Annotated in this window: 18 protein-coding genes; 7 read left to right on the forward strand and 11 right to left on the reverse strand. The window is 29.3% G+C overall.

What is annotated here, in order from left to right; all coding sequences use genetic code 11:
• The first annotated feature begins 16 nt into the window (after positions 1-16).
• The gene (gene truB, locus SHK09_RS03040; protein ID WP_319809296.1) at positions 17-715 is read left to right on the forward strand and encodes a tRNA pseudouridine(55) synthase TruB; all 699 of its coding nucleotides are present in this window, start codon (positions 17-19) and stop codon (positions 713-715) included.
• Here truB and SHK09_RS03045 read toward each other — a convergent pair.
• The gene (locus SHK09_RS03045) at positions 712-2,382 is read right to left on the reverse strand and encodes an RluA family pseudouridine synthase (RefSeq protein ID WP_319809297.1); all 1,671 of its coding nucleotides are present in this window, start codon (positions 2,380-2,382) and stop codon (positions 712-714) included. The two genes, truB and SHK09_RS03045, sit on opposite strands and share 4 nt — an antisense overlap.
• A gap of 161 nt (positions 2,383-2,543) precedes the next feature.
• On the opposite strand from SHK09_RS03045, the gene SHK09_RS03050 reads away from it, so the two are divergent.
• Together SHK09_RS03050 and SHK09_RS03055 are read left to right on the forward strand one after the other, a co-directional pair.
• On the forward strand, positions 2,544-3,221 hold the full coding sequence (locus SHK09_RS03050; protein WP_319809298.1) for a hypothetical protein: 678 nt from the start codon (positions 2,544-2,546) through the stop codon (positions 3,219-3,221).
• 179 nt (positions 3,222-3,400) lie between these two features.
• Positions 3,401-3,862: a hypothetical protein gene (locus SHK09_RS03055; RefSeq protein ID WP_319809299.1), complete on the forward strand. Its 462-nt coding sequence runs from the start codon at positions 3,401-3,403 to the stop codon at positions 3,860-3,862.
• A 65-nt stretch (positions 3,863-3,927) separates the two neighbouring features.
• Here the strand turns inward: SHK09_RS03055 and SHK09_RS03060 are convergent, their stop codons facing one another.
• The 4 genes from SHK09_RS03060 to SHK09_RS03075 all read right to left on the reverse strand — a co-directional run bounded on the left by SHK09_RS03060 (position 3,928) and on the right by SHK09_RS03075 (position 7,270).
• The gene (locus tag SHK09_RS03060) at positions 3,928-5,076 is read right to left on the reverse strand and encodes a lycopene cyclase family protein (RefSeq protein WP_319809300.1); all 1,149 of its coding nucleotides are present in this window, start codon (positions 5,074-5,076) and stop codon (positions 3,928-3,930) included.
• Positions 5,077-5,081: 5 nt separating this feature from the next.
• Positions 5,082-5,567: an ABC transporter ATPase gene (locus tag SHK09_RS03065; RefSeq protein ID WP_319809301.1), complete on the reverse strand. Its 486-nt coding sequence runs from the start codon at positions 5,565-5,567 to the stop codon at positions 5,082-5,084.
• An 86-nt stretch (positions 5,568-5,653) separates the two neighbouring features.
• Positions 5,654-6,265, reverse strand: coding sequence for a thioredoxin family protein (locus tag SHK09_RS03070; protein WP_319809302.1), 612 nt, complete (start codon positions 6,263-6,265; stop codon positions 5,654-5,656).
• 63 nt (positions 6,266-6,328) lie between these two features.
• Entirely contained in the window at positions 6,329-7,270 is a 942-nt protein-coding gene (locus SHK09_RS03075; RefSeq protein WP_319809303.1) for an NAD-dependent epimerase/dehydratase family protein, read from the reverse strand.
• A 176-nt stretch (positions 7,271-7,446) separates the two neighbouring features.
• Here SHK09_RS03075 and SHK09_RS03080 point away from each other — a divergent pair, with 176 nt between their 5' ends.
• Together SHK09_RS03080 and SHK09_RS03085 are read left to right on the forward strand one after the other, a co-directional pair.
• Positions 7,447-8,070 carry a hypothetical protein gene (locus SHK09_RS03080; RefSeq protein ID WP_319809304.1) on the forward strand — a complete coding sequence of 208 codons (624 nt, stop codon included), beginning with the start codon at positions 7,447-7,449 and terminating at the stop codon, positions 8,068-8,070.
• Between the two features lie 5 nt (positions 8,071-8,075).
• Positions 8,076-8,585, forward strand: a complete 510-nt coding sequence (locus SHK09_RS03085) for a nuclear transport factor 2 family protein (RefSeq protein WP_319809305.1) — start codon at positions 8,076-8,078, stop codon at positions 8,583-8,585.
• A gap of 577 nt (positions 8,586-9,162) precedes the next feature.
• Here the strand turns inward: SHK09_RS03085 and SHK09_RS03090 are convergent.
• Both SHK09_RS03090 and SHK09_RS03095 read right to left on the reverse strand, forming a co-directional pair.
• Positions 9,163-9,471, reverse strand: coding sequence for a hypothetical protein (locus SHK09_RS03090; RefSeq protein ID WP_319809306.1), 309 nt, complete (start codon positions 9,469-9,471; stop codon positions 9,163-9,165).
• A 37-nt stretch (positions 9,472-9,508) separates the two neighbouring features.
• Complete coding sequence (locus SHK09_RS03095; protein ID WP_319809307.1) at positions 9,509-9,982, reverse strand: regulatory protein RecX; 474 nt, start codon at positions 9,980-9,982, stop codon at positions 9,509-9,511.
• A 77-nt stretch (positions 9,983-10,059) separates the two neighbouring features.
• On the opposite strand from SHK09_RS03095, the gene SHK09_RS03100 reads away from it, so the two are divergent.
• Complete coding sequence (locus tag SHK09_RS03100) at positions 10,060-12,291, forward strand: hypothetical protein (RefSeq protein ID WP_319809308.1); 2,232 nt, start codon at positions 10,060-10,062, stop codon at positions 12,289-12,291.
• 115 nt (positions 12,292-12,406) lie between these two features.
• On the opposite strand, the gene SHK09_RS03105 is transcribed toward SHK09_RS03100, so the two are convergent.
• Genes SHK09_RS03105 through SHK09_RS03120 form a run of 4 tightly spaced genes read right to left on the reverse strand, consistent with a single transcriptional unit; the run spans position 12,407 to position 19,037 of the window.
• A complete protein-coding gene (locus tag SHK09_RS03105; protein WP_319809309.1) occupies positions 12,407-15,904 on the reverse strand; it encodes an efflux RND transporter permease subunit in 3,498 nt (1,165 codons plus the stop codon).
• Between the two features lie 12 nt (positions 15,905-15,916).
• On the reverse strand, positions 15,917-17,089 hold the full coding sequence (locus tag SHK09_RS03110; RefSeq protein ID WP_319809310.1) for an efflux RND transporter periplasmic adaptor subunit: 1,173 nt from the start codon (positions 17,087-17,089) through the stop codon (positions 15,917-15,919).
• 11 nt (positions 17,090-17,100) lie between these two features.
• Positions 17,101-18,432, reverse strand: coding sequence for a TolC family protein (locus SHK09_RS03115; protein ID WP_319809311.1), 1,332 nt, complete (start codon positions 18,430-18,432; stop codon positions 17,101-17,103).
• Positions 18,433-18,437: 5 nt separating this feature from the next.
• Positions 18,438-19,037 carry a TetR/AcrR family transcriptional regulator gene (locus SHK09_RS03120; protein WP_319809312.1) on the reverse strand — a complete coding sequence of 200 codons (600 nt, stop codon included), beginning with the start codon at positions 19,035-19,037 and terminating at the stop codon, positions 18,438-18,440.
• A 126-nt stretch (positions 19,038-19,163) separates the two neighbouring features.
• Here SHK09_RS03120 and SHK09_RS03125 point away from each other — a divergent pair, with 126 nt between their 5' ends.
• Positions 19,164-20,135, forward strand: coding sequence for a polyprenyl synthetase family protein (locus SHK09_RS03125; protein ID WP_319809313.1), 972 nt, complete (start codon positions 19,164-19,166; stop codon positions 20,133-20,135).
• Positions 20,136-20,183 lie beyond the last annotated feature (48 nt).

The raw sequence follows: 20,183 nt of genomic DNA on the forward strand, positions 1-20,183 counted from the left end.
TATAAATTCAGGTTAAATGACTGAAGAAGATTATAAAAACGGTCAAGTTTTATTGATTGACAAACCACTTACTTGGACTTCTTTTCAAGTAGTAAATAAATTACGTTGGGAAATAAGACAGCGTTTTAATATTAAGAAAATAAAAGTTGGTCATGCAGGTACTTTAGATCCATTAGCAACGGGTTTATTAATTCTTTGCACTGGTAAACAGACAAAGCAAATAGATACCTACCAAGGGCAAATTAAAGAATATACTGGTACTTTTACTGTTGGTGGTACAACACCAAGTTATGATCTAGAAACAGAAATCGATAATACGTTTCCTACAGAGCATATTACAGAAGAATTATTACACGAAACTACCAAACAATTTACAGGTGAAATTCAACAAAAGCCACCTATTTTTTCTGCGATTAAAAAAGACGGTAAACGTTTGTATGAATTGGCTAGAAAAGGTGAAACTACAGAAATTAAAGCAAGAACAGTAACAGTCTCTACATTCGAAATTACAAAGATAAATTTACCAGAAGTAGCGTTTAGAATAGTTTGTAGTAAAGGAACTTACATTCGTTCTATTGCTTTCGATTATGGATTAGCATTAAACTCTGGAGCACATTTAACAGCTTTAAGAAGAACTAAAATTGGTAATTTTTCTGTTAATGATGCACTTTCGGTAGAAGAATTTATAGAGAATTTAAAAGAAACTTCAGTTTAAAACTCAGGCTCAACAGTAAAACTTATTCTTTTATTTGTTGAAGGATGATATAGCTCAATAAATTGCGCATGTAAATGCAGTCTATTTTCTTTTTTACCATATAAATCATCACCAACAATTGGTGTGTTTAGTCCGTTTTTATGAGCAGCATGTACTCTTAATTGGTGAGTTCTACCAGTAATAGGATAAAAATAAACACGTGTTTTTCCGTTTTCTCTATTAATTATTTCCCAATCTGTTTCAGCGGGTTTTCCATAAGTAAAATCTACCAATTGTTTTGGTCTGTCATCTAAATCTACACGTAAAGGCAATTTTATTTTACCATTGTTTTCTACTAAATTTCCATTTAATAAAGCAACGTAGCGTTTTTTAATTGTTCTATCTATAAACTGACTCTGTAAAATTTTATTTGCTTCTTTGGTTTTAGTAAGAAGTAAAATACCAGAAGTAGACATGTCTAATCTATGTACAATTAAAGGACCTGTTGCATTTGGGTATTTATCTTTAATTCTAGCATACACAGAATCTTTAATGTCTTTACCAGGAACAGATAAAAATTCTGCAGGTTTGTTAACAACAATTAAAACATCATCCTCATAAATTATTTTTAGTTCTTGTTTTTCTGCTAAATTTTCTAACAATAAATTATCATCCATTTCTACACCATTTAACATATGTGTTAGAATAGGTTTACATCTACCTTGGCAAGCAGGGTAATAGTTTTTGTGTTGTCTAACTGAAGAGTTTGGTGAAATGCCCCACCAAAATTCTGCCATTGTAATTGGTGTTAAATCGTTTGCAAAAGCATATTGTAAAAGTTTAGGAGCAGAACATTCGCCAGAACCTGCAGGAGGCTTAATCGCAGGATTATTAAAAATATCTAACAAGTTTTTCAATTCTTTTTTAGGATTTAAAAAAGCATATTTACTAAATAATGTTTGTTGTAAATAGTTAGATTTTTCTCTTCGTTCTTTTTTAAGTGAAGCAATTTTAGCTTCAATAATAATAAACTCTTTACTAATTTTTGCAATTTTAGTTTGATAGTATTCTTGTAGTTCTTTCATAAAAAACTGATTGTTATAACTTTCTTGCGTTAGTTTTTTTATCAGTTCTTTAAATTCTAGTTCGTTTAAAATTGAAGTGGCATTTCTCTTTTGAGCTTTTCTATCATTTTTAAAAAGTTTCATTCTTTTTCTTTGAAAAGCCAAATCATCTTCAATTTCTTTAGTAGTTTTATGTACTAATTTCTTTAAATTTAAATAATTTTCATCCTTTTTAAGGTTTCCTAATTGTGCATTAATTGCATCAATTTCTAGTTCTCCTTTTATATAAAAACTACCTTCTGTTCTCATGTTAAAAACTGGTGGAACAAATTTTTCTGGTAAACTTTTATCTGCTAACTTTCCAGAAAAAGCATTTAGATAACCTATTTCATTTTTATTGTTTTTTACTACTAAAACGCCAAACATTTTTCCAACTGCAAGTTCATTAGAAGTGTTTTCTAAACCAAAATTATGTTTAAAATCGGTTTGATTTTCTAAATATTCTTGTAATTCTTTAGTAGCAATTTTTGCTAAAAGATGCGGTTCATAATAAAACGGAAACGTAAATTTCTCTGGAAGTTCTATTTTAGAAATAGTAGTTTTAAAATGTTGGAAGTGTTTCAAAATAATTAAGAATAAGTGTCAAAGATAGTTAGTTTATCAATAAAAAAGATACAAAGTCTGTTTAGAATGAGAACTCTTTAAAAGAGTTAAAATAAGTTTTGTTTGCGTTAAACAGAGGTTTCTTTATAATTTAGTTTTGTATCGAACTAAAAAACGATATTATGAAAAGTATAAAAATGAATTCGATTAAATTATTTGCAACTGCATTAACCGTTTCTAGTTTTATGTTGGTCTCTTGTGATAAAGGAAAAAAGGACATAACAGAAATTAAAAAAGAAGTTATAGAGATAAAAGAGGATATGGGAAATAAAGCTTCTAATATGCAAGAGGAAATAAAAACCCGAACTTATAAAATGAAAGATGGTACAGCAATTGTGTACAACTTAGACGCAAAAGGTGTTGTTGGTTTTGATGATTGGGCAGATTTTACGGTTGTTAATTCTGAATTAGCAGCAATGAGAAAGTCTAAATTTTTAACAACAAACCAACGTATAAAAAGCATGAACTTTAGAATGGCTAATTTAGGAAATTCAATTCCTGCTTGGTTAAAGACAGAAGAAGTAATGGAAGATGTTGCAGATGTTCAAAAAGAATATTTAGAGTTAATTGAAGATTCAAAAGCATCTGAAAACGAGAGAAAAGAAAATTTAGAAGAACTGTCTGAAAAGTTTGATGATTTACGTGAAGAATTAGATGAAACAGTTGCAGAATATACAAAGATTCATGAAGAAGCAATCGAAGAGTTTAATGAAGAATTTAAAAAAGGAAAAATAGATGCTGCTATTGAAGAATATAATGAAGAGATTAAGAAGTTAGATAAAATGTTAGAAAAGAAATAGTGTTTAGTTAAGTTGTTATTTATAAGGTAGGTTTTAAAATCTACCTTATTTTTTTGTCTTTTTTTAAAGAAATTACTTCTTATTTTATCTAGTTTTCTATAGCGTTAACTTTAATTGTATTTGCGTTAAATGGTGGTTTTTTATTCCTTTAATTTTGATTTGAACTTAAAAGTAAGATTATGAAGATGATTAAAAAAATGACAACAGTTTTAGCAGTTACAGGATTACTATTTATTTCATGTAATACTACAAATGGAGAAAAAACAGCAATGAAAGTTAAGTTACCAGACGGACAGTTTGCTACCTACAACTTAGATTCTAAAGGTTCTTTGTCTTTTAATGATTGGGACGGATTTAATAGTGCCAATAAAGCGTTGGTAGATTTAGAGATAGAGACAACACCAGAACGAATAGATAATTTAAATAACACCGTTTCTAACTTAGCAGCTACAATTCCTGCATGGTTAAAAAATGAAGAGGTTATGGAAGATATTGCAGACGTAGAAGAAGAATATAAGAAGTTACTAGAAGAGAAAAATGAACCTGCAAAAAATGTAAAACAAAATTTAGAAGAGCTAAATGAAAAGTTTGATGATTTGCGAGAGGAACTAAATGAAACGATAGAAAAGTATAAATCGTAATTATTAAATTATGATTTTTTTGTAGAAGAAGGGTAGATTTAGGGATCTATCCTTTTTTTTATGCTTTAATTTTTATTTTGAAGTTGTTTAATTCCGGAAACTAAAAAAGGCTTTAATGGTAAGCTTTTCATAATAGCAATATCTTCTAAAAGAGAACTTTCATTTCCTAAAAAAGCAAATATTTTTTCAGGAGAGTTTTTCTTAAATATTTTAGTAAAAACATCTTTTCCTGTTAGTTTTTTAGACAATAGAACATCAATTAAAGTACGATCGTACCAATTGTATAGTTTGTCTTTAAAGGATAAGTTAGCGTTTAGATTATTATCTAATTTTAAGTTTTCTATTATTTGAGCAACATCCTTTTGAATGAATTGAAAAGTATAACCGCTACTTGCTTTTGTATATCCGCCAGAAGTACCAATATTAATAATATTTTTCTTCGGATTTTTTTTAAACTTTGCTAAAGACATTGGTATTACTCCAAATTCTTCATGAGTAATTGTGTAGTTATCAATATTTAATTCTTCTTTAATATATTTTTTTAAAGCAGAGTTGTAGCTTTCTTTTTCTAATAAACTAGGTGTAAATAACGTAAACTCTACCAAAGCTTCTGTTGTAGAAGTTGGCAAAACATACATAAAAGTAGCGCCATGTTCTTGTGCTATTCTAAAATCCATTAATCTACCAACTTCCGGATTAAAAATTGGTTCTTCTGTTTTAATTACCCAACCTTTAAAGTGTTGTAAAAGTGAGTTTTCTTCCGTTATTTCTGGATTAAAAATAGCAGTAGAATTAAAAACAAGATTACTCGAATACGAATTATCTATTGTTTTTACATTAGCTGAAGTTTCATTAGAATTAATAGAAATAATACTTTCTTGTAAAAAAGTAACGTTGCTAAATTTCTTAGCAAAATCAATCACGAAGTTATAGAAATCGATTCCTTGAATCATCTTATAGGTATAAGTACCTAAATCTAATTTCTCTTCAAAATCTGAAGAAAGGAATTCTAGAGTATTCCATTTTGCATGTATAATAGACTCAAATAAACCAGGTTTTTTTTCCCAAAAACACCAAGTTCTATCGTTCTTTTTTTTGTTGTCTTTATCTATAACTAATATCGATTTTTTTTGCAAAGTAGGCTCTTGTAATAAGCTGTACAATAGGCTTAAACCTGCACAACCAGCACCAGCAATAATAAAATCGTATTTCATAAAGATTATCTTAAAAATCTATTATACCAACTTTCTTCAATAGGTATTTCCCAAAAATTTTCAAAATCTTGTTTTGTAGTAATAAGATTATCAAAAATTATTGTTTTACCCGTTAAAGCTTTGTTTTTTAGTAATTTTTTAAAGTCTTTTAAATCTTTGTATTGTACATGTTCACCTTGTTTAAAACAAACATTCATTCTATCTAAAAGTTCTACTTCATATTCTTGTTGAAGACTTAAAATAAAAGAAACAGAAGCATCTATATCTACATTTTTAAGTGGTGTAGCAACATCATCTGCTGTTAAAACAATAAATCTATTGTGTAAAAATTGGTAAGAAGCTTTAAAAGTTTCATCATCAGATTTCCAGTTTTCTACAAAAGCTTTTACTTTCTCTTCTATTGCTTCAATTTCTTTTGGGTAAAATTTTCTGCTAGAAGGATACACCCAAACTTTAGCATCTTCTGGTATTTCTTTAAAATCTACAAACATCTGTTTTTGTTTAAAGTGCAAATATAACCAAAAGAAAAACCGCAAACAGATAATAGGTTTGCGGTTTTTTATTAATTTTAATATAGTTAAGCTTCTTTTGTAGAGAGCTTAGTTGCTAAGTTTACAAAATCTTCTTGTACACTTTGCCCTTTATCTTTATTGTACCAAACTTGTAAATCTTCTTTAAATTGAGGATCTAAGCTACCATGTTTTTCTTTGTAATCTGCTACCATTTTTGTAGCTACCGTTGGTCTTGGTCCCCAAGAATCTATTACATTGTTATTTTTATCTAAGGCAATTAATTTAGGAATACTTCTACCACCATTAGTTAAAAACAAATCCATTAATTCTAAATTTTCGTCTCTTAAGACTATTTTTAAATCAATTTTGTCTGTTGTTGCAGCAATTTTATTAAGAACAGGTAAGTTTTGCGCTGCATCACCACACCAACCTTCTGTAATTACTAACCAGGTTTGTGGCTCTTTAACTTTTTGAAATTCTAGAATTGTTTCTTCAGAAATTTTTATAGTTTTATCTAAACGCTTCATTCTTCTGTCGTTTAACAAACTGTAATTTGTTAAAGCTTCAGATTGTTCTGGTCCTGTTGCTTTACCATTGGCTAATAAATTACTAACTAAAGCTCTGTAATCTGTATATGATATTGTTTTTTTTAAACTATTTTCTATAATTTCTTTCATAATATAAAGTACTAAATTTAAGATTTTAGACGCTTTTTTTTCTAAAACTTACACTTTGTTTTTTTACTTTTTTATATTCTTAAGCATTTCTACTGTCATAGAAGCTAAGTCGAATTTATGTTTCCAGTTCCAATCTTTTCTAGCTTCAGAATCATCTATAGAAGATGGCCAACTATTTGCAATTTCTTGTCTAGAATCTGGTGTATAAGAAACGTTAAAATCTGGAATGTGTTTTTTTATTTCTAATGTAATTTCTTCTGGCGTAAAATCTATTGCAGCTAAATTATAAGAAGTTCTAATTTTTACATCAGCTGGTTTTGCTTGCATTAAATTTATTGTTGCTGCTACGGCATCATTCATATACATCATTGGTAAACGTGTTTTTTCAGATAAAAAACATTCATAATTACCAGTTTCTACTGCCTTAAAATAAATATCTACGGCATAATCTGTTGTTCCTCCACCAGGTTTTGTTTTCCAAGAAATAATACCAGGATAACGCAAGCTTCTAACATCAACGCCAAATTTTTCATGATAATAATTACACCAAAATTCACCAGAAAGCTTACTAATACCATAAACCGTAGAAGGTTCCATAATAGTTTTTTGTGGTGTATTTTGTTTTGGTGTTGTTGGTCCAAAAACAGCAATAGAACTTGGCCAATAAACCTGTTTTATATGTTTGTTTTTAGCTAATTCTAAAACACCTAGAAGAGAATTCATATTAAGGTCCCAAGCTTTCTGCGGAAATTTCTCTGCAGTGGCAGATAACATGGCTGCAAGTAAGTAAACTTGTGTAACATTATACTCTTTAACAACCTTTAAGATAGTTTCTCTATCTGTTGCGTCAATAATTTCAAAAGGGCCAGAAGTCATTACCTCTTCACTTCCTTCTCTAATATCTGAGGCAATAACATTGCTGTTACCATATACAGAACGTAGTTTTTGGGTTAGCTCTGTACCAATTTGGCCACTAGCACCTAAAATTAAAATGGTTTCACTCATTTCTTAAATTGAATTAAAATCAGAAACAAAGGTAATTAATTTAAGTATTCGTAATTATATTTTAATAAAAGAATTATTCAATAATTTTAACCTTAATTTTTCTCTTTTGTTATGGTTTTCTTAAAACATAATTTAGTGCTGTTAATTTGTGTATTTTTACCTTTTTAAACAGAATTGTGAAATATATATATCTATTATTAGTTAGTCTTTTGGTTGTCTCTTGCGGAAAGAAGCAAGATGAAAATGCCGTTAAAAAGCCAAAACCCTTAATGAGTTTGGTTCAAAGCCATAGTGCAACTCGAAATGTAAATCCTACTTTTTTAAAAGACGTAAAAGATTGGAAAGAATTAAAAGCGATTGATTCATTTTTTGTGAAGTTTAGAAAAATCTCACCAGATGAAGCTCTAAGTAATGCTATAGAATTAAAAGATTTAATTAAAAGTTTAAAAGATAGCGTAAAACCTAGCAGTTTTAATATGCCTTCTTTAAATGCAAGAGTTAATATTTTATATAATGAAGTATTAAGATTGGCAGACCTAACAGAAATAGGAGCAATAACAGCAGAAGAAGTAAACACACAAGTAGATAAAACAATGTCTGCTTTTTCAGATGTTAATACAAAGGTTAATACCATTCTAGCAAAAAAACGTTTTGAAAACGAAATAGATATAGACGTTAAGTTTATTGGTTTAGATACAACCAAAATAGATAGCGTTTCTAAAAAAACGATAAATTTAAGACTAAAAGAACAGCAAATTAATAGGAATAATTTAGATAAAGGCGCTAATAAAAGACAGTAGTAGTTATGAAGAAAACAGTAATTCTATTTTTAAGTATTTCGTTTTTATTTTCTTGTGCAGCCTCTAAAGCAGTTCGTACAGATAAGGTTTCTATTAAAAAAGAGGTAAATAAACTTATGATAAATTGGCATAAAGCAGCCTCAGAAGCCAATTTCGATGGTTACTTCGACCTAATGGACAGTAGTTCTGTCTATGTAGGAACAGCCGCAGAAGAAGTATGGACAAAAAAAGAGTTTGCAAGTTTTAGTAAACCTTATTTCGATAAAGGTAAAGCATGGTCTTTTACAACCTTAGAGCGAAATATCTATGTAAATAAACCAGGTAATTTTGTTTGGTTCGATGAGCTTATAAATACTTGGATGGGAACTTGTAGAGGATCTGGTGTTTTAGAAAAGAAAGGTAAATCTTGGGTACTTAAGCAATATGTTTTGTCTGTTGTAATACCAAATGAAGACATACAAGCTGTAATTTTAGCAAAGAAAAAAAACGATGCTATTTTCTTAGAAAAGTATTAGAAAAAGTTTTTTTAGAAGCTATTTCCTGCTTTCGCTACTCGCTTTTTTCGTGCCTCAAAAGAGCTCAAACAAGCCGCTCAATCAGGGCTAGAATTGTTGCTGACGTTGTTGTGTATTGAAAGTTGCGATTTTTATGAACGGCTATTTTCCGCAGGAAAATTGAAGTGAATAAAAATGCAACTGCCTTCGGTTAAACTAAAAATAAGCAATTTTTTATACACGGTGTTGGCTAAAGTTGTTTTTTTATTTTCCAATCTTACTTATTATTTTCAGATTTCAGCGTTCGAGTGAAAATTCTAGCTATATTTTAATTTCACATTTTGCTCAATTCCTTAATTTTGGTTTTTTAGCATTTTTGTATTTTCCCACTCACTTAATTTCCTCAACAATTTTATTTTTTTCAATAAATTCTCAGCCTTTCTCAATTTTATTTTAGTGAGAAAATTCCGCCAAGTTTTTATTTATCATTTTCGCTAATTCTGCAATGCTTTTTTTTCTTTCTTTAACTTTCTAAAATCTTATAATACAAGCAAAATATTTTCCAATATTTCAGATTCAAGAGCTTTATTTGCTAATATTATTCATAGAATAATCGTAAAACATCTAAAACGTTTTCTATAATTACAAATAGGAAAAAAGAAAGAAATCCAAAGTTCAATATTAATCCAATTATTTTTTTTAAAGTATTCGGTTCTTTTAATCCTCTAATTGATTTAATAATTCCTATAATTGAAGTTATTCCAATCGAAATAGTAAGAAAACCTATAATTAATGAAGTTGAGTCATTAGGTGATTTATTTAGGTATTTTGAAATTATAATTATTCCAAAAAATCCAACTAAGGAAATAATTCCTAATTTAAATCCTTTGTGTGAATTTTTATTCATGTTTTCTGTTTTTTGCAATTGTTGCTAACTATTTTATTTAAGAAACAACTTCGTTTACAACCTTGTAAATTAATTCGTTTTCAAAACCTTTTCTCATTAAAAAGTCAATTAACTTTTTCTTTCTTTTATAAAAATCAGACTCAGAAATTACAGCATTTCTATTTTCCGTAATCCTATAAATAGTAGCAATATATTCTTCTTCATCAATTTCTTTAAGCGCAGTTTTTAAATTGTATGCAGAAATATCTCTAAACTTTAACTCTCTAACAATACGCTGTTTTCCCCAACTTTTTATCCTAAATTTTCCACGAGCAAAACTTTTAGAAAAGCGTTCTTCATTTAAAAAGTTGTCTTTCATTAAACTTAAAAGAATCAATTCTCGAGCTTCCGGAATCAAATTATACTCGCGCATTTTCTGTTCCACTTCCTTATGACATCTATCTTGGTAAACACAGTAATTCTCTAGTTTACGCTTAATCTCATCAACTGTAAAAGATTTCTTTTTTATCATTCTTAGCTGCAATATTAAACTTTTTATCTTTTGTTTTTTAAGAATTATTTATTATTTTAGTAGGATATCCTCCGTTTGTGAAAAATAAAATACTTTTTTTAATATGTATTCTATTTAATAGCATACTATTTTCTCAAACAACTTTATCAGCTGGTGATATTGCAATTATCCAATATAATTCAAACGGTTCTAATGGAGGTACAGAAGAAATAAAATTTTTGGCATTAACAAGTATGGAATCTGGTACTGTTGTTAATTTTACAGATAAAGGGTGGCTTACTACTGGCACACCTGCATTTAGAAATAGCGAGGGTATTTATACTTGGACAGCACTATCTGATGTTAGTTGTGGTACCATTATTACAATACCTATTCCAGTAGTATCAGGTGGTTTTAATTTGGTGAGAGCAGGAGATCAGATTTTTGTGTTTCAAGGCACAGCAACTTCACCAACTTTTATTTTTGGTATAAATAATGAAGGTGCTGGTGTTTGGCAAACTTCGTCAACCTCTTCAAACACTTCAGGTTTAACAAATACCATAAATGCAGTTGCAATACAAGAGGTAGACAATGTTTATTATTCAGGTTCTTTAACGGGCTCTAAAGCTACTGTACTTTCTAATATTTGTGATAAAAGTAATTGGAGTAGTGGTAATAATCTTCCATTAAGTACTAACACTACCACTGCAGTAACATTTCCTGTTACAAATAAATTTAATACTACTTGGAATGGATCTACATGGTATGGAACTTCGGGCGATTTTTTAAATACTACAATAGATGGGAATTATGATACTTCTTCTAATGGAAATTTTAATACTTGTAATTGCACCGTAAATTCAGGTAAATCGTTAATAGTTAATTCTGGAGGAACTGTAATTATAGAAGATAATATAACAAACAATGGAACAATTCTAGTTGAAAGTGGAGGTTCGGTTGTTCAAGTATCATCATCTGGTACAAATACAGGATCAGATTACACAGTAGAAAGAGAGTCTACTTCTCAATCTTCCTATCATGTTTTTACGTATTGGTCTACACCAATTACTTCTGCAACTTTTGCGGCAGTTTCACCAAGTACACATTTATATTATTCGTTTAATGCAGGTAGTCAAGCTTGGGTAGAGGGTAGTTCTACTACAGCAATGAATCCCGGAATTGGCTATGCTTTAGAAGGGCCAGATACAAGTTCTTACCCAGGAGTGCAAACAGCTACATTTACTGGAGTTCCTTTTAACAATGGAGATATTTCTGTAGGACTAAGTTATAGTTCTGATGGAGACGCAGATAATGATTGGAATTTAGTTGGTAATCCTTATCCTTCTGCAATTGATGTAGATACTTTTCTATCTGATAATTCTGCTAGTATTGGTGGAACAATTTATTTTTGGACGCACAATACAGACGAAGACGGAACAGTAGATAATACAGAAGATGACTATGCAATGTATAATGGAACTGGTTCTGCAGCAGCAACAGGAGGTGTTGCGCCTGACGGTAATATAGCTTCTGCTCAAGGGTTTTTTGCTCAAGCTATTTCTAGTAGTCCAATGGTTTTTACTAATTCTATGAGAATTTCTGGTAGTAATACTTCTTTTTTTAAATCAGAAATAAAACAAGAATATAATAAGCGAGATAGAATTTGGTTGAACTTAACATCAACAAAATCATTTAGTCAAATTTTGGTTGGTTTTATTAATGGAGCAACAGATGCTGTAGATCGAAAATATGATGGTGTTCGATTTTTGGGGAAAACAAGTTTAAATTTTTATTCTTTAATTGATGATGTTCATTACGGAATTCAGGGAAAATCAAGTTTAAAAGAAGTAGAAGTAGTTCTTTTAGGTTTTTCTGCTGATAAAGCTAATGAGTTAACTATTTCTATTAATAATATTGAAGGAAGAATAGATAATTCTAATGTTTTTATAGAAGATACTCTTTTGAGTATAAAACATAATTTAAAAGATTCTGATTATATTTTTACAACTACTGAATCTGGAGAGTTTAATAATCGATTTAACCTAATTATAGAAACAAAAGCATCTGTTTTAGATGTTGAAGAGAATATAAAGAAATACTCTCTTATTATTAAAAATTCTAAAGATAATTTAGTTATTAAAACTTTAAATAATGCTATTATAAAAAAAGTATTAGTTTATGATTTATTAGGGAAACAAATGATATTTAAAGAAAATAATTCATCATCAATAGAATTGACGTTACCTATAATTAAATCTAGTTCTATCTTAATTATAAAATCATTTTTAGAAAATGGAGAAGTTATTATCAATAAAATATATAAAAATTAGTTTTTAATTTTACCACATAAAAAAAGAGTTACCATCATTATAATGGCAACTCTTTTTTATATAAATATGGTGTAGAATCTAGATTTGATTCTTTTCATCCAATCTATTATCTACATTAAATGCTTTTTTGAGTAATTAATTTTTTACGGGATGTTTTACTTTTTAACCACATTTTAAATAATGTAATTAGGTAAAATAAAATAGGTACAACTACTAATGTTAAGAAGGTTGCAACAAATAAACCATAAATAACTGTCCAAGCTAAAGGACCCCAGAAAATAACATTATCTCCACCAAAATATATATGAGGATTTAACTCACTAAATAATGTAAAGAAATTAATGTTTAAACCAATTGCCAACGGAATTAAACCTAGAATAGTAGTAATTGCAGTTAATAAAACAGGTCTTAAACGTGCTCTACCAGCTCTTACAATCATTTCGAATAGTGTTTCCTTATCTAGATAGTCTTCATGATCTAAATCTAACTCATCTTTCTTTCTGTCTATTAAAAGTTGTGCATAATCTAGCAGAACTACACCATTATTTACTACAATTCCTGCAAGAGAAATAATTCCCATCATAGTCATCATAATTACAAACGGAGCGCCGGAAATAACCAAACCACCAAAGACCCCAATAAAACTTAAAAAGATTGCTAGCATTATAATTCCTGGTTTAGAAACCGAGTTAAACTGGAATATTAAGATAAAGAATATTAAAGCTAAACCTGTAAAAAATGCTCCAACTAAGAAGTTCATTTGTTTTTCTTGTTCTTCTAATTGACCTGTATAGTCAATTTTAATTCCTTTAGGTAAATCTTTAAAGTTTTTCATTTCTTCTCTAATTTTACCAACAACTGCACCTGCATCTGTTTCTCCTGGTGCTAAAGCAGAATACACAGTAACTACTCGTCTTAATTTTTTGTGCTTTATTGCACTAAAACCAGAGTTGTTTGTTTGTGTGGCAACAGTAGAAACCGGAATTTCTTTTACCTTACCAGAAGCCATATCTCTAAAGATTATGTTCTGATTAAATACAGCACTCTTATTATATCTATCTTCTTTATTAAAACGAACATAAATATCGTAATCTTCACCATCCTCTTTATAAACACCAGCTTTGTTTCCAAAAATAGAAGCTCTTAATTGTTGCCCAACTTGCCCTGTAGAAACACCTAATTCTCCTGCCTTTTTTCTGTCTACAGTAACCTTCATTCCTGGTTTGTCTCTGTTAACATCTATTTTTAATTCATCAATACCAGAAATACTTCTTGTATTAATATAATCTCGCATTCTTTGAGCTGTATGAATTAACTCTGCATAATCATCTCCTTTAATTTCTATATTAATAGGAGAACCAACTGGTGGACCAGCAGCATCTTTTTCTACAGAAATTAAAACTCCAGGATAAATACCAACTAAGGCCTTTTGTACTTTTTGGCGTAGTAATTCGCTATCTAAACCTCTTCTAAATTTGTATTCTCTCATAGAAGCAGTAATTTTTCCTTTATGAGGCATTTCTGCAGCAGAACCACCATCTGTTTGAGGGTTTCCTGCACCTTCACCAACTTGAGAGACTAAACTTTCTATCATAAAGTTATAATCACCATCCATATAATCATCATTATATAGTACGTTAGAAACTTTTTTCTCTATTAGTTTAGTAATGTTGTTTGTTTTTTCGATATCAGTTCCTTCTGGGTATTCTATGTAAACAATAATCTGATTTGGTTTGTTATCTGGAAAAAATTCAACTTTAGTTCTTTGAGACTTTAAAGACATACCAAAAGCCATAAAAGCAACAATTAATAAAGTAAAAGTACCAACAGTTAAAACGTAAGGCGTCCAACCAGATAAAGCTCTCTTTAGTTGTCTTTCATACCAAGACTCTAAACGAGGTAATACCTTGTTTTGAAAACTATTTGCCCAGTTTCTTAAGAAGAGTCTGTATGCCCATAACATAATAGCGGTAAAGATCATTAAAGTACCAATAGCTCTATAAGGCCCGCCAACTAATAAAACAAGAACTCCTATTCCAGCCATTATACTAGTAAGAATAATTATTTTTTTAATAGGCATATCTTCATCTTCTACACTCATAAATTGTGAAACCAATACAGAGTTAAAGAAAATAGCAACTAGTAGAGAAGAACCTAAAACGGTAGATAAAGTAATTGGTAATAACTTCATGAAATCTCCCATAATTCCTGGCCAAAGACCTAAAGGAATAAACGCGGCAACTGTTGTTGCGGTAGAAATAATAATAGGAAAAGCAATTTCGCTAATACCTTGTTTAGCGGCATCAACTCTATTCATTCCTTCTTCGTCCATTAAACGATAAACGTTTTCTACAACTACAATACCATTATCTACCAACATTCCTAGACCCATAATTAATCCAAAAAGAATCATGGTATTCATTGTGTAGCCTAACATGTGTAAAATCATTAAAGACATAAACATAGACATAGGAATTGCAAACCCAACAAAAATTGCATTCTTAAAACCTAAGAAGAACATTAGAACAACTACCACCAAGATTACACCAAAAATAATATTGTTTACCAAATCGTCTACTTGACCAATTGTTTTTGGAGATTGATCGTTTGCAACGGTAACAGTTAAATCTTTAGGAAAATGATTAGTGACTGCTTCATCTACAATTAATTGTATCTTTTCTGCAGCTTCTACCATGTTTTTACCAGCACGTTTTTTAACGTCTAGCATAACAACAGCAGCACCTTTTTCTCTAGCGTAAGTAGTTTTATCTTTATCCTTAAAAGAGACTTTAGCTACATCTTTTAGATAAATAGGATTATTGAATTCAGATTTAATTACAAAATCTTCTAATTCGATTGGTTTTTCAATTTCACCTATAATTCTAATAGTTCTTCTTTGTCCGCTTGTTATAAAGTTACCAGCAGACATTGTTACGTTTCCGTTACGAATAGCAGAGGTAATATCTGAAAAGCTAACCTTTGCAGCCATCATTTTGTAAACATCTACAGCAACCTCAACCTCTTTGTCTTGTGCGCCTCTAATATCTGCTTTCTTAATTTCTGGTAAATCTTCAATTTCATCTTGTAAATATTCACCAAATTCTTTTAACTTATAAACTGGGTAATCTCCAGAAATATTAATATTTAAGATTGGCATTTCTTCAGACATGCTTAAATTAAAAACATTTGGTTCTACTTTAGCTCCGTTAAATGTTGGCCAATCTTCACCAGAAGTTTCAGTGTCTATTTCATCTTTAATCTTTTGTTTTGCTTGATCTACAGAAATGTTTTCATCGAACTCTACAATTACAATAGAATAATCTTCTTGAGATGTAGAGGTAACTTCTACAACATTACTAATTGTCTTTACTTTATCTTCTAAAGGGTCTGTAATTAACTTTTCTATATCTTCTGCGGTATTACCAGGGTATATAGTACTTATGTAGATTTTAGTTTCTTTAACTTCAGGAAAATTTTCTCTGGCCATACTAAAATAAGCAGTAATACCATAGAAAAACAATACAGCCATTATTACATAAATAGTTGTTTTGTTATTAATTGCCCAAGAAGACATTTTAAACTCTTTGTCTATTTTCTTTTTTTGTTTCGTCATCTTAAATGAGTTTTATTTATTGATAACCTTTACAGTCTGACCATTGTTAACGCTTCTAGCACCTTCTTCAATAATCTCTGTTCCTACTGGTAAATTATCTAGTACTTCAATTAAGTTTCCTTGGGTTTTACCTGTTTTTATAATTACTCTTTCTGCAATTGCTTCTTGATCTGCATTTTTATTTTTTATGGTATAAATAAACTGCTCTCCGTTTGCGTTTTCAGAAATAATACTTTGCGGAATTAAGACTGCTTTTGCATCTGTGTAATCATTAATTTGAAGTTTAGCAGTTAAGTTAGGTTTCACATTTCCGTCTTTATTCAATACAGAAACTTCAATTTTAAAAGACCTATTATTAGGGTTTATAAAACTACCAACTTGTCTTATTTTACTATCTACACTTGTACCAAGAACAGGAAAACTTACTTTAACATCTTTGTTTTTAGTGATGCTTGTTATGTATCTTTCTGGCACTTCTGCTTCTACATACATATTATTTAAGTTTACAATTCTAAAAATTTCAGATCCTTGCCCAGGAGCAATAACTGTACCTGGTTCTTTAATTACGTCATCTATAACTCCTGTAAAAGGCGCTCTAATAGATGCTTTTGCTTGCTGACTTTTAAGTTGTTTTAAGCTATTTCTTTGTGCTTCGTAATTTGTTTTTGTTTGTAAAAACTGAATTTCTGAACCAATTTTTTGCTCCCATAAACGCTTCTGACGCTCAAAAGTAGTTTTAGCAAACTGTGTTGTTGCTTCTAATTGTGCAACTTGGTTTCCTATTCCACCATCATCTATAATAGCTAATAATTGTCCTTTAGAAACTCTTTGTCCTTCTTTAACAAGAATTCTTTTTAAGATCCCAGGCATTTCAGGATATATTAAAATATTTTGTTTTGTCTTAACGTTTCCTTGTAATTCTAAATAATGATTAAAAACAGTTTCTTTTGCTAGAAATGTAGTAATTAATGGAAGTTTTTTAACGGTATCTTTTATAGAAATAGCAGCGTTTATTGCTTCTAAGTCTTTATTAATCTCTTCTAAGTTTGTTGTAATTTCTTTCTTTTTAGCCGTTAATTCTTTTAGGTTTCCTGTAGATACTAAACTTGCTACAGATGTTGTTTTTTTCTCTCCGCAAGAAATTAAAACAATTGTAATTGCTAATAATGAATATATTTTTCTCATTGCTTGGGTAATTATTTAATTGGTAGGTTTAATGCGTTTTCTAATGTTGCTTTTTTAGCAATTACATCTAACATAGATTGTATGTAGTTTTGTTGTTGCGTATACAATTGGTTTTGCGCTTGTAATAAATCGAAACTAGAAGAAATTCCTTCAAAAAATTTAATACGCTGTTTTTTTTCTATTCTTTCTGCTAAACCAACATTTTTCTTTGAGGTTTGATAATTATCGATGCTTATTTGATAATCATTTTTTGCTTTTTGAGCTTCCAAAGAAAGTCTTTGTTTCATTTCTTCTAACCTAATATCTGCATTTTCTAAAGCAATTTTTGCTTGTGCAGTTTTTGCGCTTCTACCCAAACTACTAAATATAGGTATGTTTAAACTAACGCCTAAAAGAGAAGAATCAAACCAACGTTGGTTGTTGTTTAGAAATGTAAAAGAGTCTGAATTTGCTTGTGCACCATAATTTATAAAAGCACTTAAGGTAGGTAAGGCTTTACTTTGCTCTAACTTCATCATTAGTCTTTTAGTTTCTCTGTCGTTTTCAGAAATTTTAAAATCTATATGATTATTCACATTAAATGTTTGTGCAACCAGTTCTAAACTAATATTGCTTTCTGCTAAAGAACCTAAAGTATCTGTTAATTCTAATTTTGTTTTAATAGGGTTACCTAAAGAAAGGTTTAACATTTGATATGCAATACTTTTCATTCTTAAAACATTATTCAATTGGTTTTTTAAATTTCCTAATGTAATTTCTAGTTGTTCTACATCCTCTTCTTCGTTCAATCCGTTTTCATAGATTTTTGTAGCATCATTAAAGTTTTTTTGAAGAATTTTTATATTTCCTTCTAAAATTGAGATGCTCTTTTCTGTAACTAAAACATTACCGTAAGCATTAATAACAGCTTCTTTTGTTAACATTTCTGTTTTCTCATTTGCTTGTTCAGAAATTTTTAAATATGTTTTTGAAGCTTGTAAGCCAACTAAATAAGAGCCATCAAATAATAATTGTCTTAAAGTAACAGAAGCATTCATGTTTTGTTTTGTACCAAAAACGAATTCTTCATTTGTACCATCTTGGTCAAAATCTGCAAGAGTAATAGGTTGTTTAATAAAATTTTGATAATCTACTTTTGCATCTATTTGAGGAAGACCAATTGTTGTGGTTTCCCAAACTTTTTTTTCAGCAGATAGAATATCGTTTTGCGATGCTTTAGTATTGTAACTATTCTCTAAGGCAAAAGCGATAGCTTCTTTTAAAGAAAGTTGCTGCGTTTTTTCTTGTGCACTTGTAATTAAGAAAAAACAGGTACTTATACATACCAGAATTAATTTTTTCATTTTTTTTATTTCAGTTTTAATTGGTTTTCTAATTCTTGTACTCCTTTTTGTGTACTAATTGCTCTTAAGTGATATTCTAAATAATTGTTCATTAATGTGATCATAGAATAATTGGTTAAAGGAAAAATGTCTTTATCTTTAATACCTACGATACCGTTAAAATAAATTCTAGAAATAAATTCTAAATCTATATTATCTCTATACAAACCGGTTTCTATTCCTTTTTTAAGATTATCTACAACACAATCTTGCATAACATGAAACTGTTTCTGCTTAATAGATGCATAAATTTTAGGGTAATATTTTTGAAGTTGATATTGTGGAGAAGATTTTTCGTCCTTTAAGTTTTCTAAAATTATTTTTTTTATTGAAAAAAGTTCGTGAATAGCACCTAGTTTTAATTCACAAACACCATTAATACCAGTACAAATAGTATTAAACATGTGAAGGGTAACGGCGTCTATTAGTTCTGTTTTATTTTTAAAATACTTATATATAGTTTTCTTTGATACTCCTAATGAACTCGCAATCTCATCCATGGTAACACTCTTAAAGCCTAGGTTTAAGAAGAGTTCCTTCGATTTTTCTAATATTTTTTCTCTCATAATTCGACTGCAAATGTACAAAAGGAAACTTTAGAAACAAAAATAGTTTCCAAAGTTTTAATTATTTTTAGCCTTAGATACAAGAAGAAGAAATTCTTTATATTATTTTTACAAAAAATTACAGATTTGGACATTTTACATTATCAAAACGAATTTCTTTCTTATTTAGAATCAAAAAAATGGATTCATGAGCCTAAAAACTTATATGAACCAATAGATTATATACTTAAATTAGGAGGGAAAAGAATTAGACCCGTACTAACTTTAATGGCTTCAGATATTTTTTCTGATGGTTTTGAAAAAGCATTGCCTGCTGCTTTGGCAGTTGAGGTATTTCATAATTTCACATTAGTTCATGACGATATTATGGATGATGCTCCTCTAAGAAGAGGTAAAGCAACCGTACACGAAAAATGGGATATTAATACAGGTATTCTTTCAGGAGATGCAATGTTGATTTTAGCATATCAATATTTTGAGAATTATGAACCTGCTGTTTTTCAAAAATTAGCCATATTATTTGGTAAAACAGCATTAGAAGTTTGTGACGGACAGCAGCTAGATGTAGATTTTGAAACTAGAAATGATGTTACCATAGATGAATATATTAATATGATTCGTTTAAAAACGTCTGTTTTGGTTGCTGCAGCTCTAAAAATGGGAGCAATTGTAGCAGAAACCAATGATGAAAATGCAGACTTAATTTATGCTTTTGGTTTAAATCTTGGTTTAGCTTTTCAATTACAAGATGATTATTTAGATACTTTTGGCGATCCAGAGACATTTGGTAAGCAAATAGGTGGAGATATTATAGAGAATAAAAAGACTTACTTATACTTAAAAGCATTAGAAATATCTAGCAAAGAAGATAAAGGGAAGTTAGAGTATTTTTATAAAAATAAGTTAAAAGAGAACTCTGTTAAGATTGCAGAGGTTAGAAGAATCTTCGAATTAAACGATATTCCGTTATTAATTAAAGGAGAAATAGAAAATTATACAGAAAAAGCATTTAATACTTTGTCTAAAATGGACATCAAAGATGCAGATAAACAGAACCTTAAGAACTTTGGTTTGTGGTTAATGAATAGATCTGTTTAATTTTTTTGTTTTTTATAGTCTGTTTTTAAAATAAAATATTACATTTGC

This window comes from Polaribacter sp. PL03, assembly GCF_033875165.1.
GTDB lineage: Bacteria > Bacteroidota > Bacteroidia > Flavobacteriales > Flavobacteriaceae > Polaribacter.